The sequence below is a fragment of the Sodalis glossinidius str. 'morsitans' genome, assembly GCF_000010085.1.
Lineage (GTDB): Bacteria > Pseudomonadota > Gammaproteobacteria > Enterobacterales > Enterobacteriaceae > Sodalis > Sodalis glossinidius.
Genome location: NC_007712.1, coordinates 2,635,505 through 2,650,944, shown reverse-complemented (window position 1 = coordinate 2,650,944; position 15,440 = coordinate 2,635,505). Strand labels below are relative to the sequence as shown.

General features: G+C 58.2%; 13 protein-coding genes and 9 pseudogenes. 7 read left to right on the top strand and 15 right to left on the bottom strand.

All coding sequences use genetic code 11. From position 1 onward, the window contains the following. Nucleotides 1-26 precede the first annotated feature (26 nt). A pseudogene (locus SGP1_RS35720) lies at nucleotides 27-371 on the top strand (hypothetical protein); the annotation flags it as partial. A 13-nt stretch (nucleotides 372-384) separates the two neighbouring features. Here SGP1_RS35720 and SGP1_RS13975 read toward each other — a convergent pair. The 10 genes and pseudogenes from SGP1_RS13975 to SGP1_RS35205 form a co-directional block, all read right to left on the bottom strand. Further along, nucleotides 385-1,098, bottom strand: a complete 714-nt coding sequence (locus SGP1_RS13975) for an FAD-dependent monooxygenase (RefSeq protein WP_050747692.1) — start codon at nucleotides 1,096-1,098, stop codon at nucleotides 385-387. 32 nt (nucleotides 1,099-1,130) lie between these two features. Next, nucleotides 1,131-1,622 (bottom strand): hypothetical protein, encoded by a 492-nt coding sequence (locus SGP1_RS13970; RefSeq protein ID WP_011411371.1) that lies wholly within the window; start codon nucleotides 1,620-1,622, stop codon nucleotides 1,131-1,133. 303 nt (nucleotides 1,623-1,925) lie between these two features. Then, nucleotides 1,926-2,066, bottom strand: coding sequence for a hypothetical protein (locus SGP1_RS30825; RefSeq protein WP_158302401.1), 141 nt, complete (start codon nucleotides 2,064-2,066; stop codon nucleotides 1,926-1,928). 344 nt (nucleotides 2,067-2,410) lie between these two features. Beyond that, a pseudogene (gene argG / locus SGP1_RS13960) lies at nucleotides 2,411-3,748 on the bottom strand (argininosuccinate synthase). A gap of 227 nt (nucleotides 3,749-3,975) precedes the next feature. Then, nucleotides 3,976-4,590: a helix-turn-helix domain-containing protein gene (locus SGP1_RS24410; RefSeq protein WP_148203519.1), complete on the bottom strand. Its 615-nt coding sequence runs from the start codon at nucleotides 4,588-4,590 to the stop codon at nucleotides 3,976-3,978. A gap of 21 nt (nucleotides 4,591-4,611) precedes the next feature. Beyond that, nucleotides 4,612-5,639 (bottom strand): annotated as a pseudogene (locus tag SGP1_RS13950) (metal ABC transporter permease); the annotation flags it as partial. Beyond that, entirely contained in the window at nucleotides 5,632-6,366 is a 735-nt protein-coding gene (locus SGP1_RS13945; protein WP_148203518.1) for a metal ABC transporter ATP-binding protein, read from the bottom strand. The pseudogene SGP1_RS13950 and the gene SGP1_RS13945, both read right to left, overlap by 8 nt. Beyond that, nucleotides 6,363-6,497 (bottom strand): hypothetical protein, encoded by a 135-nt coding sequence (locus SGP1_RS35215; protein ID WP_279379389.1) that lies wholly within the window; start codon nucleotides 6,495-6,497, stop codon nucleotides 6,363-6,365. The genes SGP1_RS13945 and SGP1_RS35215 overlap by 4 nt, the downstream gene beginning before the upstream one ends. A 19-nt stretch (nucleotides 6,498-6,516) precedes the next feature. Then, nucleotides 6,517-6,786 carry a metal ABC transporter solute-binding protein, Zn/Mn family gene (locus SGP1_RS35210; RefSeq protein ID WP_279379388.1) on the bottom strand — a complete coding sequence of 90 codons (270 nt, stop codon included), beginning with the start codon at nucleotides 6,784-6,786 and terminating at the stop codon, nucleotides 6,517-6,519. A gap of 34 nt (nucleotides 6,787-6,820) precedes the next feature. After that, a pseudogene (locus tag SGP1_RS35205) lies at nucleotides 6,821-7,309 on the bottom strand (metal ABC transporter solute-binding protein, Zn/Mn family); the annotation flags it as partial. Nucleotides 7,310-7,573: 264 nt separating this feature from the next. On the opposite strand from SGP1_RS35205, the gene mntR reads away from it, so the two are divergent. Further along, nucleotides 7,574-8,053: a manganese-binding transcriptional regulator MntR gene (gene mntR, locus SGP1_RS13935; RefSeq protein ID WP_011411370.1), complete on the top strand. Its 480-nt coding sequence runs from the start codon at nucleotides 7,574-7,576 to the stop codon at nucleotides 8,051-8,053. 568 nt (nucleotides 8,054-8,621) lie between these two features. After that, a pseudogene (gene robA, locus SGP1_RS13930) lies at nucleotides 8,622-9,550 on the top strand (MDR efflux pump AcrAB transcriptional activator RobA). A 267-nt stretch (nucleotides 9,551-9,817) separates the two neighbouring features. On the opposite strand, the gene SGP1_RS29890 reads toward robA, so the two are convergent. The 5 genes and pseudogenes from SGP1_RS29890 to SGP1_RS35200 all read right to left on the bottom strand — a co-directional run bounded on the left by SGP1_RS29890 (nucleotide 9,818) and on the right by SGP1_RS35200 (nucleotide 13,200). Continuing rightward, nucleotides 9,818-10,060: a hypothetical protein gene (locus tag SGP1_RS29890; RefSeq protein ID WP_148203517.1), complete on the bottom strand. Its 243-nt coding sequence runs from the start codon at nucleotides 10,058-10,060 to the stop codon at nucleotides 9,818-9,820. 361 nt (nucleotides 10,061-10,421) lie between these two features. Beyond that, a pseudogene (gene frdD / locus SGP1_RS13920) lies at nucleotides 10,422-10,759 on the bottom strand (fumarate reductase subunit FrdD). A gap of 13 nt (nucleotides 10,760-10,772) precedes the next feature. Then, nucleotides 10,773-11,175: pseudogene (frdC, locus tag SGP1_RS13915) on the bottom strand (fumarate reductase subunit FrdC). A 3-nt stretch (nucleotides 11,176-11,178) separates the two neighbouring features. Beyond that, nucleotides 11,179-11,920 (bottom strand): annotated as a pseudogene (locus tag SGP1_RS13910) (succinate dehydrogenase/fumarate reductase iron-sulfur subunit). Beyond that, nucleotides 11,913-13,200 (bottom strand): annotated as a pseudogene (locus SGP1_RS35200) (FAD-binding protein). Before SGP1_RS35200 ends, SGP1_RS13910 begins: the two co-directional pseudogenes overlap by 8 nt. Here SGP1_RS35200 and SGP1_RS13900 point away from each other — a divergent pair. The 4 genes from SGP1_RS13900 to SGP1_RS29885 all read left to right on the top strand — a co-directional run bounded on the left by SGP1_RS13900 (nucleotide 13,199) and on the right by SGP1_RS29885 (nucleotide 15,438). Then, the gene (locus SGP1_RS13900; protein WP_050747689.1) at nucleotides 13,199-14,038 is read left to right on the top strand and encodes a dihydrodipicolinate synthase family protein; all 840 of its coding nucleotides are present in this window, start codon (nucleotides 13,199-13,201) and stop codon (nucleotides 14,036-14,038) included. The pseudogene SGP1_RS35200 and the gene SGP1_RS13900 overlap by 2 nt on opposite strands. Before the next feature lie 91 nt (nucleotides 14,039-14,129). Further along, a complete protein-coding gene (locus SGP1_RS24405) occupies nucleotides 14,130-14,387 on the top strand; it encodes a hypothetical protein (protein ID WP_050747688.1) in 258 nt (85 codons plus the stop codon). Nucleotides 14,388-14,511: 124 nt separating this feature from the next. After that, on the top strand, nucleotides 14,512-15,072 hold the full coding sequence (locus SGP1_RS24400) for an MFS transporter (RefSeq protein ID WP_158302400.1): 561 nt from the start codon (nucleotides 14,512-14,514) through the stop codon (nucleotides 15,070-15,072). 189 nt (nucleotides 15,073-15,261) lie between these two features. After that, nucleotides 15,262-15,438: an MFS transporter gene (locus tag SGP1_RS29885; protein ID WP_148203516.1), complete on the top strand. Its 177-nt coding sequence runs from the start codon at nucleotides 15,262-15,264 to the stop codon at nucleotides 15,436-15,438. Nucleotides 15,439-15,440 lie beyond the last annotated feature (2 nt).

Below are 15,440 nucleotides of genomic sequence, written 5' to 3'. Positions count from 1 at the left end.
AGAGATGACGCCACCGAAGGCGTCGGATGAGGTTTTCCGCATGGAGTTTTGCTATGACTGTCCGCCTGTTATCACACATTGATATTCCACCGGCATACCGGCAGGGATTCGCCGCCGCGGGGATCACGCTGTATCTCGCGCCGCGAACCGATCACACGGGCCCGATTTGGCCCGACGGGCCGCTGCAACCCGTATTGAGCGCGGTGGGGGATAACACCGAGAATGAGACGTTCGATCCGGGCGCAATTGACGTCCTCTTGACGATAGGGTCGCTCGGGATAAGCGCGCAAGATATGGCGAAGCTGCCTGCGCTGTGCCTGATTTGCTACCTGGGGGTAGGCTATGAGCGCGTCTGTCTGACCGCCGCCGCGCGCGGCATTCGCGTCACCCACGGCCGCGGCACCAATGACACCTCGGTAGCGGATCATGCGATGGCGCTGATGCGCGATATTGCTCCCCTGGACAGCGCAGTGCGCCGTGGCCGCTGGCCCAGCCGGCGTCGGCGGCTTCCTTAGGCCGTTTTATCCACATCACGTCGCGCGGGGCGCCGAAATTCTCAACCTGCAACCCGGCGGCGGCGCGCACCATCGAGCGGCGGCCGTCGGTACCTATCACCATCGGGGTGGTGATGGTAAGGGCGCCGGCGTCGTCCTCGGCGTTGACGCCGACTACCCGCCCCTCGTGCCGGCGCAACGAAACGCCACGGGTCGCGCGCAGCAGCGTAAAGCCCGGCAGCATCGCCGCCTGCTCCTCCAGAAAATTAAGGAAGTCCCACTGCGGCATCAGCATCATGTACTGACAGCGGCCGGGGAGACGGCTGAAATCGGCCATCGTGAACGTTTTACCCTGCAGCTCGCCGCGCAGCGTTGTCACTTTTTGATGCGGTAACGCCAGCAGCCCCTCCAGCAATCCCAGGTGATGTATAATGGTTAGCGTAGAAGTATGAATGGTGTCGCCGCGAAAGTCGCGGAGAAAATCACGATGTTTCTCCAACACCATGACCACGATACCCGAGCGCGCCAATAAATAGCCGAGCATCAAGCCAGCCGGTCCGCCGCCGGCGATGCAGCATGGCGTCGTAATTGTTTTCTCGCCCATGATCGGTTTCCTCCTTGCTGCGTAAAAGACAATCATAAGAAGCAGGCGTCATGTTGCAAATAATTATCGTTTACTTCTGCTATTGGCAGCACCGATAAGGCGTTAGAGAAACCGATATGGTGCAAATGGAAATACGGCGCCGGCGACTGCTCCGCTTGCGGCAGAAATGCCCGTAGCGTACTTGTCAGGCTTTGCGTCTCGCAGGGCAGCGTCAGGTGCTGATAGTGGCGGTGCGGCGCATCCAGCAAATAGAGATGGTCCGCAAACACGATGACGTTCAACGCCTCAGAGGAGGGCGAAGTGAAAAGCCGGCCGCTGAGCGTGTGTGCCTTGCCCACCGTGAGTACCCCGTTGATCAGATCGAGATTGAGCAGTAACCGCGCCAACTGCGCCGGTGAGTCCGCCGTCCGGCGGCGATAGTGGAGGTCGCGACGTACGATGTCCCGAACGAGGGCATGCCCGGCCAAGCCATCCAATAACCCTCGGCGCTTAATGCCCTGGGCGACTTCCAGCGCGATGTCCAAGGTGTTTTGGCCGCTGGCCTCGCAGCGTTTGCCGCCGAAAAGCGTATGGAACGTTTGTGGCCAGAGCAGGGACGATCGGCATAGCGCAGGTGATGCGTGAGGTAGTATTCCAGCACGCGTCGGCTGTCATCGAGCATGTCCTGCAAGGGGTAAACCGTCACCCGCGCCTTTCCAGGAAGCGGAGCGCGGTCGTTTGGCGATGGACTGACCTGCCGTACCCTGTGGCCGACGGCAGCAGCGTGCGGGGCAGGGCGAAGGGAGTAACGCCGGCCGGCGGCGCGGCTGGCGCTAAATAAGGGGCCTTTACGCTTGGGGAAAGCACGGTAAGGAAAGCGTGCGGGATAACGCGACCGGGACGGCCTGCGGCTCGTTCTGTTGCCGCGTGACCGATGGGTTGGCGCTGGAGGCAGGCGGCAACAGGGGGGAATGGCGGCCAATCTTCATGCCTGCGGTTCCTCATGGGATAAGCGTAAGCTAGGAATAGACGCTTAATCTGCGTCGATCAAGTCAGCAAGACATGTGCCGGACGTTAACGATGGCAACGAAACATTCCCCCGCAGCTATTGGGCGGCGGCGCAGCGAAGGAAACATTAAGAGAAAGAGGACGCCAGCGGGAAACGTTTTGTCGCTAAAGGGTGCCGTTGGCGGAAAGGCGCGAGTCACCGACACTGACGGTGATGCGTTGCGGTGGGAGCGAAACGGGGTCATCCGTGCCGTCAAGCCAATGACCCCAAAATCGGTTAAGACACCGCTGCGGCGGCATGAGCTGGCGGACCGCGCGGTCGGGTTTAGTTGCCGTGCTTATCCTCAAGCTTGGGTACTCCGCTGTCGTCGGTGGCGGAAAGCAGGCCGGTGCCAATATAATTGATAAGCTTGGCGCGGGTATCGGTGATATCCAGATTGCGCATGGTCAACTGACCGATACGATCCTCCGGCGAGAAGGTAGATTCCCCTTTCTCCATCGTGAGGCGCTCCGCCATATAGGTCAGATTGTCGGAAACGGTATTCAGAATGGAGTAGTCGTTGCCGCGGCGCAGTTCCAGCGTCACCTCGCCCGTTATTTCGCTGGCGACCCAGCGCTGGGTCGCGTCACGCAGCATCAGCGCCTGCGGATCGAACCAGCGGCCCTGATACAGCAGGCGGCCCAGCTGGCGGCCGTTGGCGTGATACTGATCGATAGTGTCTTCGTTATGAATGCCGGTGACCAGACGCTCATAGCCGATATGCAACAGCGCCATGCCCGGGGATTCGTAGATGCCGCGGCTTTTCGCCTCGATAATACGGTTTTCAATTTGATCGCTCATGCCTAGTCCATGACGACCGCCGATGCGGTTGGCTTCCAGCAGCAGCGCCACCTGATCGCTGAAACTCTGGCTGTTGATCGCCACCGGCAGACCGCGCTCTAAGCGCAGGGTCACTTCTTCAGCCGGGATCTGCACCTGCTCATCCCAGAATTTAACCCCCATAATGGGATTGACGATTTTCACGCTGGAGTTGAGATACTCAAGCTCTTTCGCTTCGTGGGTGGCGCCGAGAATATTGGAGTCGGTGGAGTAAGCCTTCTCGGCCGACATTTTGTAATCGAAACCGGCTTCGGTCATGAACTGCGACATCTCCTGACGGCCGCCGAGTTCATTGATAAAGTCGGTATCCAGCCAGGGTTTATAGATTTTTAGTTCGGCATTGGTCAGCAGGCCGTAGCGATAAAAACGCTCGATATCATTGCCTTTATAGGTGCTGCCGTCACCCCAGATATCGACGCCGTCCTCTTTCATCGTTGCCACCAACATGGTGCTGGTGACGGCGCGGCCGAGCGGGGTTGTATTGAAATAGGTCACGCCGGCGGTAGTGTTGTGAAATGCGCCGCATTGCAGGGCGGTCAACCCTTCCGCCACCAATTGCTTGCGACAGTCAATCAGAAGGGCTTTTTCAGCGCCGTAGGCTAAGGCCTTGCGCGGAATAGCGTCATAGTCATCTTCGTCCGGCTGGCCGAGATTCGCGGTGTAGGAGTAAGGCACCGCCCCTTTCTGACGCATCTATAACAGTGCGGCACTGGTATCCAGACCCCCGGAAAAGGCAATACCCACGCGTTGATTGACCGGTAGATGTCTGAGAATCGTTTCCATTGATGTGAGCCCTATAAGAGAAAATGACAGCAAAAGGTGAAATCGCCCGTCGCGGCAGGCTGCCGATGCATCATCTTAAGGAAACTCTCCCCGGAACGCTACCCTTAAGCGGTGGCGCCGGTCGGGAAATCCCAGCGCCGCGTACGGTCAGCCTTCAGGGAAGGCCGTCGCGTTTGCCCTAGGCGGGACCCCCGGTGCAAGCGATATTCACCGCGGGCCCTGGCGATTCAACTCTCTGATGGTGTTTCAGCACAGGGCGTGCCGGCGGCGCCGGCCTTGACGTATTCGTCCCCGTGGAGAGCGATGGCGTCCGACGTGCCTTTTGCCGTGGCGACAGCCGACGTCCCGAGCGGTCCATGGACGCGCGCATAGGCGAGTCCGTAGCGGTAAAGCCGCGCGCCCAGCCAAATCATGCCAGTTTCATCACGTTCCAGTATACGATTCGCCACCAGTACCTCAACCAATGAATAAATGCTGGATAACGGGGCCGCGAGATCTTTTGCTACTTCATAGGTCGTGATGGGGCACTGCCGGTTTTGTAAACAGTCGAGAATTTGCAACGTGCGGTCGATACCCCGTACGCGGGTACGTCGCTGGCTGCCGGTTTTACGGGGGGCTTGCACGCTTTCGTTCATGGTTATCTCCTGAGCTGTAAGGCCGGAACGCCGCCAGCCCGGCGAGTAACCCGACGCGCGCTCTTGCTTACTGCGGCCCATAAACGTGCGCAGCACTTCGACCGGAAAAGGGTGCCGGGCGCGAAAACCCAACTTACGCTCCACTATCGGCAACGTGCGCAAAATATTTAGCCGTCGAACGGGCTTTTGCGGGCTGAAGCGAAACACCTTTGTTAACTCATTGGGCTACAGCGGAGCGGGCAGGATAACGCCTCCGTGCCGGACTGCCTCTAAAGAGTCTGTATGGGACGCGTCTCCCCGGGAGAGCAGTTTTGCGCGGCGCCGGCCGGTGATATGGCGGTAGCCTACCGCCAGTACGAACAGCAGACTCTGAACCAGCACGATACAGGGACCGGTGGCGGCGTCGAAATGAAAACTGAGCAACGTGCCTCTGAGGCTGGCGACGGCGGCGGTCAGCAGCGCCAACGCTGTGATGCCGGGGGTAATCAACATGGTGATCACCAAAATGACGCCGACGTCCTGAAGCGATGCCACCACGGTCAGTCCCAGCAGGCACAGCAGCCCATAATGCAGAAGCGGAATGCGCAGTCCCAACACCGTAGCCTGACCCACATCAAAGCAGAATAGCGCCAGATCTCGCCGTTTAAGCAGCACGACTAGGGTGACTACGTCGGCAATCAACAGGGTGTGCAGCAACTCGCGCGGGGAAATGCCGAGTACGTTGCCGAACAAAATATGATTGAGATGCTGGTCGGTATCGATACGGGTGAACAGCACCAGACCGAAACCGAACATACCGGTGTAGAGTATGCCCATCACCGTGTCCTCTTTCAGCCGGCAGCGATCGCGAATATAGCCGGTGCCCTGCGCACAGCAGACCCCGCCACGAAGGCGCTTACCGCCAGGGGAACACCGGCGGCAAAGGCCAGTACGATCCCCGGCAGTACCGCATGGGAGATGGCATCGCCCATCAGCGACCAGCCTTTGAGGACCAAAAAGCACGACAACACCGCTCAGACCGTTCCTGTCGCCAGCAGGCCCGTCACAAAAGCGCCGGCGGCGTAGGGCAGACCCAGCGCATAGGCGGCCGCAACGCCCGGCATAACCGAGTGGGACAAGGAGTCGCCCATCAGCAACCAGCCTTTCAGTATCACAAACGCCGACAAAAACGCGCAGGATGCCCCCACCAGCGCGCTGACCCAAATCGCGTTACGCATGTAGGCATAATGCAGTGGCTCCAGCGCCCACTCAAGCATCCGCCGGCGCTCCCGTCAGGATCTGCAGCGGCAAACTGCCGCCGAAGGCGCGGCTCAGGTTGTCGGCGGTAAAGGTTTTCTCCAGCGGACCGGCGGCGACTACGCCGCCGTTAATCAGTACCACCCGATCGTAGTAAGTTGGCACGCTGGCAAGATTATGGGTGGAAATCAGCACCAGATGCCCCTCCTCGTGCAGTTGGCGCAGCAAGGCGATGATGGTGCTTTCGGTCTGGCTGTTCACGCCGGTAAAGGGTTCATCCAACAGCAGTATCCGCGCCTGCTGCGCCCGCGCCAGGAATACCCGCTTTCTCTGGCCGCCGGACAGCTCGCCTATCTGTCGCCGGCGCAGCGCGGTCAGGCTCACGCGGGCCAGCGCGCGATCCACTTCCAGGTGATCCTCGCGCGACGGGCGACACAGCCACGACATATTGCCGTAGTGACCCATCATGACCACCTCCTCCACCAGCACCGGAAAATGCCAGTCGACGTCCTCGCTTTGCGGGATATAGGTCACCTGATTTTCCCGCAGGGCGACCGCCACCTGCAGCCCGTTGAGGCGGATGAGGCCGGTGCTGGGACGTACCATTCCCATGATACTTTTGAACAGCGTGGACTTACCGCTGCCGTTAACGCCGAGCAGCCCGCACAGCGTGCCGCCCTCAAGCGTGAAGCCGGAGTCGCGCAGGGCGGTATGTCCATTATGATAGGTGACCGTCAGACCGCTCACCGCCAGGTGGGTGCGCGGGTATACCGCCGCGGGGGCGCTTGGCCAAACCCGCTGGCGATGGTGTCAACGGTGGTGAGCAGCAGGTCGAGATAGGTAGACACCGGCCCGTCGGCGGTGGACAAGCTGTCCACATACAGCACGCCGCCGTAGCTAGCGGGCGCCGGATTCCTGGCTGACTTGGCGCGCCGGTTTATCGGAAATGGTACTTTTGCTAAACACGACCGGAATACGGTAGCGACGGACGGTATCAATGACATTTTTTACCTGTTGCGGAGTGCCTTGCTCGTCGGCATTGATCGGCCAGAGATAGACCTCGCGTAGCCGGTAGTCCCGCGCCAGATAACTGAATGCGCCCTCGCTGGTGACCCAGCCAGTGCTGTTCGTCGGGAATTTTCGCCAGGCGGGCGCGCAACGGGGCATCGATCGCCTTGATTTCATCGGCATAACGCTTGGCGTTGTGGTTGTAAATGGCCGCATGGGCGGGATCGTGCTTCACCAGCGCCCGACGGATATTACGTCACCAGCGCATTGGTGGGCGACATCCAGGTGTGGGGATTGACGCGGTCGTTGGACCGCCGTCGCGGATTGGCATAGGTTCTATGCCTTTGGTCACAACCGCCGACGGCACGTCGTGTAATTGGTCGAAGAAGCGGCGAAACAAGCGTTCGAGGTTCATGCCATTCCATAAGATCAAATCCGCCTTTTGCGTCTTGACGATATCCCGCGGTGTGGGCTGATAATCATGCACCTCCGCGCCCGGTCGGGTGATCGAGTGCACCTCTGCCGCATCCCCCGCGACCTGCCGGTGAACAGCGCGACCAGCATTCCCGCCAGCATCAGGCGCAGCGTAAAAGGCGAGCGGGTGAAAACGTGGCGAGCAGAGGATGTCGTGGTCATGGCGATTTCCCGGGTTGCGGTTAACGTCTGAAAAAGCGGCAATCATGTCTGTAGCGGGCATCAAGCTTGCAGACCCCTATGCCACGCTGCTGGCCCAAACGCGTCGGGGGGGGGGGGGGGGCGACCTGTCGTCGGTGCCTTGCCGGCGCGGTGCCGGCATAATCAACAGATATAGCATAGGCTATATTAGATAGCAAAAGAAATTAATTCAAAATTTTGTACTCGACCGCTCTTCGTTTACAATACTTAGCCATAATGTGCCTGTCCCGCCCGCGCGGGACCGTTGGCCATGACATAACGAGGAACAAGCATGACCCAGGATGATTCATCCGCACTGTCCAGCGAACTTACGCCCTTGGTGGACGTGAAAGAGTATGTACAGGGATTCTTGCAGGTGCGTGAAGCGCATCGGCGGGAGCTGATTGATGACTATGTTGAGCTGATAGCCGATCTGATCCGCGACTGCGGCGAAGCGCGCCAGGTGGATCTGGCGGCGCGGCTGGGCGTTTCACAACCGACGGTAGCCAAAATGCTTAAACGGCTGGTGGTGGCGGGACTGGTGGAGCAACAGCCTTATCGCGGCATTTTTCTCACCGCCGAGGGAGAAGCCCTGGCTCACGAAAGCCGCATGCGTCACCAGATTGTCGAATCCTTCCTGCTGGCGCTGGGCGTCAGCCCCGAAACCGCACGCCGCGACGCGGAGGGGATTGAGCATCACGTCAGTGACGAAACGTTACAAATTTTCCGCCGCTTTACCGATAATCCTGAAACCGTTAATTCCTTCCGCTAACGCTTTCCTACGCCGCCTGGCGCAGCATCCGCGCGTTGGTGACACCCCTGGCGTGAGCGTCGGCGCTGCCCGCATCGCCGCACCCGCGGCAACCCTCTGGCGCATGGATAAACAAAAATCGCATTCGATGCTTGATTTCGCATTAATTTCTAAAAACCGCACGGATTAACTTAAATAAATATTTTCGGAATTAATTCATTTGCACTATCAAACAATAAATCGACGAAAGTATGTATTAATATTAAACAATTTATCACATTCAAAAACAAACATATATCCTCTGACATCACATCCTGCGTTTGTAATCGAAACAGCATTAATATTTGGAAAGTCGCAATTATTCCGAGTTATTTTCGGCACAAATTGTCATTAACCGAATTCCGGGTTAACTTAAAATACGCAGTAAATGTTTAGGTACAGAAAAGTTACAGAATGCAAACATTTTATGCCAGTAGTTTCATTGAGTTATTATTAGCATAAGTGTTATAAAGCTTCCGGCGATATCAGTGCATCTCAGGCGGATGCGGTGGGATGACATCAAAACTTGCAAGGAACTTGAGGGTATTTTATGGATCAGGCCGGTATTATCCAAGATTTGTTGAGCTGGCTGGAAGGGCATCTCGATACGCCGTTGACGCTGAATAGGGTGGCTGAGCGCTCGGGTTATTCCAAGTGGCACCTGCAGCGTAAATTTAAGCTGGCGACCGGGCAGGCGATTGGCGCTTATATCCGGGCACGGCGGCTCTCGCGGGCCGTGTTGGCGTTGCGGCTCACCAGCCGATCGGTAGCCGATATCGCACTGCAATACGGTTTCGATTCGCAACAAACCTTCACCCGCCCTTTTAAAAAACAATTTATACAAACGCCGGCGCTTTATCGCCGTTCGCGTAAATGGCATTTCTTGGGCATGTACCCGCCGTATCGGTTCGATAGCCGGCCTTTGCCCCAGGCGGAATTCGTTACCTTGCAGGTGATGACGCTTATCGGAACGTCGCAAAGCTATACCTGCACTCTGGAGCAACTGAGTGAATATCGCACCAATTTGCGATCGCATTTCTGGCGCCAGTTCCTGGCCGCGATGCCAACCAAACCGCCGGTGCTCTACGGTCTGTCGCCACACAGGCGATCAAGGCACGAGAAGATCGTCAGGAAGTGTTCTATACCACAGCGGTAGAACCGCAATACCTGACCGACGGCATGCGTCAGGGGCAGCCCATTGCGCTTGAGGCAGGTGAATATATTCAATTTACTTATCGCGGGCCAAAGCCGGGACTGCAAAATTTTATCCTGGACGTCTACGGCCATTGTTTGCCGATGATGAAATTGATCCGGCGCGAGAGCGCCGATATTGAACGATTCCGCCTGGCGCCTTCCGCAGACCAGGATGAGGCGTCGGCAACGTTTTTATGCGATTACCTGATCCCCATCCTGCGCGACGGTCAAGGCATGCAGCAGCCGGTGACGTTGCCGCTTAGCCTTGGTATGTGCCCGGGCTGATAGCCGCCGGGGCAAGAAGGCATATTAGCTGAACAGAAACAGTCCCCACGGTAGCAGCGTTAGATAACTCCATACGCAGAGGAAAACCCACGGCGCGTGGCGGTGAAACAGTACGTCCTGGCGAAAGTATTTCCAGGCGGTGCCGGGGTAGGCCGTGGCGTTTTCGGCGCGTCGCTCCGCAAGATAGAGGTCGTAATCGCCCAGTTCCTGGTGGTTGAACAGCAGGCGATCTTGACATTCCTGCCATCCCTTGAGTTCCGCATAGGCCTAGCGGATGCCCGGCCAGGTCTGGAAAATCAGCACAAGCGCCAAAACACTGAGCAAAAGTGGAAACAACAGGGTAAAGGGGTTTTTCCATTTGCCGACCAGCGAACTTATCGAGGTGGCGTAGGCGATAACCAGAAATGATTGTGACGCGATGAAAGCATTCAGCTTTCTGGAGAGTAAGCCACTTTGCCATTGTATTTCGCTGCGATAAAACGTTAACAGGTCTTCATCCCGGTGAGCCACCAAACGCTCCTTTTGCTTTGACAGTTACCGCTACACGGCCTGCGCGCGGCGATTGCGCCACGGCGCGCTTGTGCCGTGCACCCTATGACACCCCCACACCCGCTGAGGCGGAACCCCCCATTCGCGCCAAGGCGCTGAGCGACGCGAAACGTCAGTATAGTCACGAAACGACGAAAAGGTAGGGCGAGGGCAGCACCTTGCCCGCAGAGTGCGCGGAGGGTCGCGCGCCCACGCGGTATCGGCCGGGGAACGAACGCGGGGTGGCAATTGCGAAGACGTCGGCGTGTAATGGTCTGCAACGCGCGAGGTAATGACGCTGTGGCGGCGGCAAGAGCGCCTGCTACGTTTTACGCGCGGTGCGCTAGATCCGCACGATGGCCACCAGCGCCGCCAGACTGTAACAAATAAGCTTATCCGACGGCGCGCGATTTTCAGATCGTGCAATGAATGATGCAGCCGATGAAAGCCGCTCCAGAGCGGTAAAATGACCATCAGCAGGAGAAAGATTTTCCCGGGCCAGCTCTGAGCAAAGACCGCTATGCGCGTATAGTCGAGCGCGGCGCCAGGATAGAGGCCGAGTGGTAGCAGCAGTGTCACGAGCAGCAGCATGACCGGTGTGACAATCGCGGTCCACATGCCGCCGGCGCCAAACAGCCCCCAGAAAATCGGTTCGTTACTGTGTTTTGGACTAGATTTCACGAAGCATCTCCCCTCAGTAGAAATAGGCGAAAGCGAGTAGCGCCAGGCTAAACAGGGCGGTGACGACCCATAAACCCATAACGATCGGCTGTGGCGGCAGTTTGTGATCGCCCACGACGATAATTCTGGCTTTCGGCTCCAACTGAAACCAGGTTACGGTGTGCAGCAGCGGCGCCATCAGCGAGACGATATTCAACACAGCACCAGCGGATGCTGCAAGAAGGCGATAAACCGCGCCCAGTCCGCTTCCCCGCCGTTAAGCATCACACGGCGCCGCCGATCAGCTCCAGACTAAACCAGATTGTCGGTATCGCCGTCGCTTCGCGCAGCATGTAAAAGCGGTAGAAACCCAAGTAGCACCACCAACTGCCGGTCATCGGCGGCGTATACGATCTGCGTTTGGTTGCATGGATCATTGGTCAGTCTCCCTGCGGGGTGAGGGTGGCAATCAGGTAATCTTTTCTGCTGGCCACTTTGCCCTGCTGGATGGCCGCGGCAGGATCGACGTGCTTCGGGCAAACCTCCGAGCAGTAGCCGACGAAGGTGCAGCGCCGCACGCCATTTTCGCCGTTGAGCTGCGCCATGCGTTGACGCTGGCCTTTATCGCGGCTGTCCAGATTGTAGCGATGGGCGAGGGTGATAGCCGCCGGCCCGATGAATTCCGGCTTTAGCCCGAATTGCGGGCAGGCGGCATAGCATAGTCCGCAGTTAATGCAGCCGGCAAATTGATGGTATTTCGCCATTTGCGTGGGCGGTTGCACGTTGGCGCCCTGTTCCGGCGTGCGGTTGTTGCCAATAATCCAGGGCTGGATGGCCAATAAAATTTCCATAAAGGCGCTCATATCCACCACCAGATCGCGCTCGATAGGGAAATTCTCCAGCGCCCGCACCTTCAGGCCGTGCTGGAAATCCGCTCAGGAAGGTTTTGCAGGTCAGCCGCGGCACATCATTGACCATCATGCCGCAGGAGCCGCATATCGCCATCCGGCACGACCAGCGGAATGTCAAATCCGCCGCCAGGTGATCTTTGATATAGCCCAACGCATCGAGAAGAGACGTCTGTTCGTCCCAGGGTACCGGATAGCTCTCCCATTGCGGGGCGCGATCTTTTTCGGGATCGTAGCGTTGGATTTGTACCGTCAACGGGTGCTTGTCAGCCATGGTTGGCCTCCTTACTCACGGTGGCCGGCGCTTCCGCCTCTCTGCCGTAAACCCGCTTAGAGGGGGGTAGGGTAGTGATCTTCACGTCGCTGTAATCCAGCCGCACGCCGCCGTCAGGGGTGGCGAACGCTAAGGTGTGTTTCAGGAAATTGACATCGTCGCGGGCAGTGCAGCCTTCGTCGAGACGTTGATGCGCGCCTCGTGATTCCCGGCGGTGAAAGGCCGAATACGCCATGCATTCCGCCACATCCAGGCCGTGTTGCAACTCCAGTGCATACAAGAGATCGGTTTAAAGACGCTGCTGGTATCCTGTATCCGGACCCGTTTAAACCGGTCTTTCAACTCGGCGAGTTTATCAATGGTTTTTTGCATTGCCAGCGAATTGGAGCCCAGCCGGTTAGCGCCGTCTAGACCGACCATTCCCCGACCGCGTACAGTCCCTGCACCCGGAATCGGCTCATTGACAGGATAGAAGCCCACATAGGCTTTGGTCAGCTCGCAGATAAACGGCAGCCGCTCTTGCAGCTTTTTGGCGCCCAGATGACGCAGATCCAAATGTACGACGTCGCCGCGTGAGGTGGCGATAGTACGGCCGGCGCGCCATTCATGCCAGAAGGCCTGCGAGAGTTTGTCCCGCGGGCCCAGCTCCATGTATTTGTTTTTTGGCTCGCCCAGCGGGGTTTCCGGCCCCATGCCGTAATCCTGCAAATAGCGATAGCCGTCTTTGTTGACCATGATGCCGCCTTCGCCGCGGCAGCCTTCGGTAATCAGGATACCTGAACCCGGCAGGCCGGTCGGATGGTATTGCACGAATTCCATATCGCGCAGGGGAACGCCCCATACCCATACCGGCGCCGCCGGTCGCCAGAATCACGGCATTGGCGCGGAATTGTACTAGTTGGCCTTCCATCATGTTGATAGCCACCAGCCCGCGAGCTTGACCCTCGTCCACCAACATATCCAGTAGAAATACTCATCGAAGCATTGAATTTGGGGAAATTGCAGCGAGGTCTGAAACAGCGTATGCAGCATGTGGAAGCCGGTTTTATCAGCGGCAAACCAGGTACGCTCGATTTTCATCCCGCCGAAGCGCCGGACGTTGACGGAGCCGTCGGCCTGCGGCTCTAGGGGCAGCCTCATTGCTCCAGTTGAATTATCTCCCGTGGGCAGTCGCGTACGAAGGTATCGACCACGTCCTGCTCACACAGCCAGTCGCCGCCGGACACCGTATCGTGAAAATGATCGGCGAAACTGCACGGCGTCCTACCACCCATCGCCATGCCGTTTGATGAAAAGGGCAAACTGGTGAAAGGCGGTTTAAAGCCGCAAATTGATTTTATTATCGACAGAGGCGCCAGCGCGATCGTGGTCGGCGGCAGTACCGGCGAGGGCCATACCCTCTCGGACCAGGAATTCAAGCAGGCGATGACCGAGGCGTATGATGCCAATAATGGCCGTGTGCCGTTTGTGGTGGGTCTTATCGTCAACAGCACCCGGCAGGCCATTGCCCGGGTGAAATTGCTCGAAGGCATGAAGCTCGACGCGCTTCAGGTAACGCCGGTACATTATCTGTTCAAGCCTGATACCGACGCCACCGTGCGCCATTTCCGCGAGATTTATGACGCCACCGGCATTCCCATTCTGATTTATAACGTTATTCCCTGGAACTATCTCAGCTTGGAGCTGATGAGCCGTATCATGGAAGAAGTGCCGGGTGTGGTCGGCATGAAACAAAGCTCGGGAGATCTGAAAGCCTTGTCGGATTTGTTACTCAGCTGTCCGGATAAGATCATCGTCAGCGGGGTGGATGCGCTGCTGTACCGCGGTTTTGCCCTGGGTTGCCAGGGGGCGATTTCGGCGTTAACCAGCGCGGTGCCGTCCGTCGTGCATAAAATGTTCACAGCCGTCGAGCAAAACGATCACGCCCCGGCGCGGGATATACATTTCCGTCTTGCCAAGCTGTGGAACACCTTACCCCACGATAATCTGCCGGCCTGCTTCAAATATATCCAATCGTTCCAGGGCGTGCCGCTGTTTCAGCCGCGTCCGCCCATGCAGCTCGTTAGCGAGGCGTTGAAACGCGAAATCAAACAGGCATTTGATCAATTGATGAGTTAGCCGCTCCGGCCTGCGTCCCGCTAAGACGCAGGCATTAATAATAAAATAACCCAGCGCCCCCTGTACCCGGGCGCGATGGAGGCCTACGGCGATGAAATCTTACCACGCGACACTCACGTGTGACTGGCGCAAACAGCCCGCCGCGTCAACTTCATCCGCGGCGAATCCGCCGCACACGGCACATGATCATGCCCTGGATGCCCCGTCGGCACCGCTGGATCTACCCCGGCCCAAAGGGCATAACCTGCGCTGGGTCATCATCGGCATTATCGCGCTGTTGACTATCACCAATTATCTCGATCGGGGCAATCTTTCGGTAGCGGCGCCGCAAATCATGCAGGATCTGTAGCAACGCCATGATGGGGAGGTGCTCTCGGCGTTTGTCTGGCCTTGCGCCATCATGAATTTACCCACTGGTTGGGCGGTGCCATTTCGGCGTCAAGCTGGCGCTGGCGGTGGGCCTGTGGTAGGTGGTGGCTATTCTGACCGGTTTCGCCCGCAGCGTCGGCGGTTTTATCGGTCTGCGCATCGCACTGGGGATGAGTGAGGCGCCGCTGTTCCCTGCGGCATTGAAGGCCACCGATAAATGGTTCCCGGAGAAGGAAAAAGCGGCGGCCACCAGCGCCTATATTGCCGCCACTCAGGTCGGGCTGGCGCTGGCGCCGCCCGTGTCTACGCTCTTGATGGAGTACTTCGGCTGGCCGGCGATGTTTATCATCATGGGGGTATTTGGTTTCGTGGCCCTGCTGGGCTGGTTGGTGATCTACCGGGAACCCGAACAGCCCCCGTGGCTACACCGGGATGAATTGCGCTATATCACCGCCGGCCAGCAGCACCGCCAGGACACCCCTGCGGTGCAGCAGGCAGGGTGTCGCTTAACGAATGGAGCCGGTTGTTCCGCTATGCCTCGCCTCCACCTGGTATATGGTGATTGGCAGGCTTCTGCCTGCAATATGTTTTCTGGTTTTATATCAGCTTATGATCGGCGGCCGTTTCTCAGACCGCCTGGTGGTGCGCTGCGTGGATCCGTTTAAGGCGCGGCGCTATACCATCGCGGGCGCCGCGATGATGACCGCGCTGGCGATGTTTGTCACCGCCGCTTCTACCGGGCCGGCGCTGGCGGTAGCCTTGTTGACGCTCGGTATGTTCACTTACAGCCTGTCTTCCGTAATTACTGAACGCTGGCCGCCGAGGCCGTTACCTCGAAACGCCTGGTCGCCTCGGTGGGCAGTATTCAAAACTTCGGCGGCTTCCTCGGCGGGGCCTGCTCCCCGATTGTTACCGGTATCGTTATCGACTGCTTTGGAGGCTTTGTGCCGGCGATCGTGGTGGCGGGAGCGATGGCGATGATTTCGGCGTTGATGTATGGCATCACGCTGCGCCGGTGCCTGCCGGTATAAAG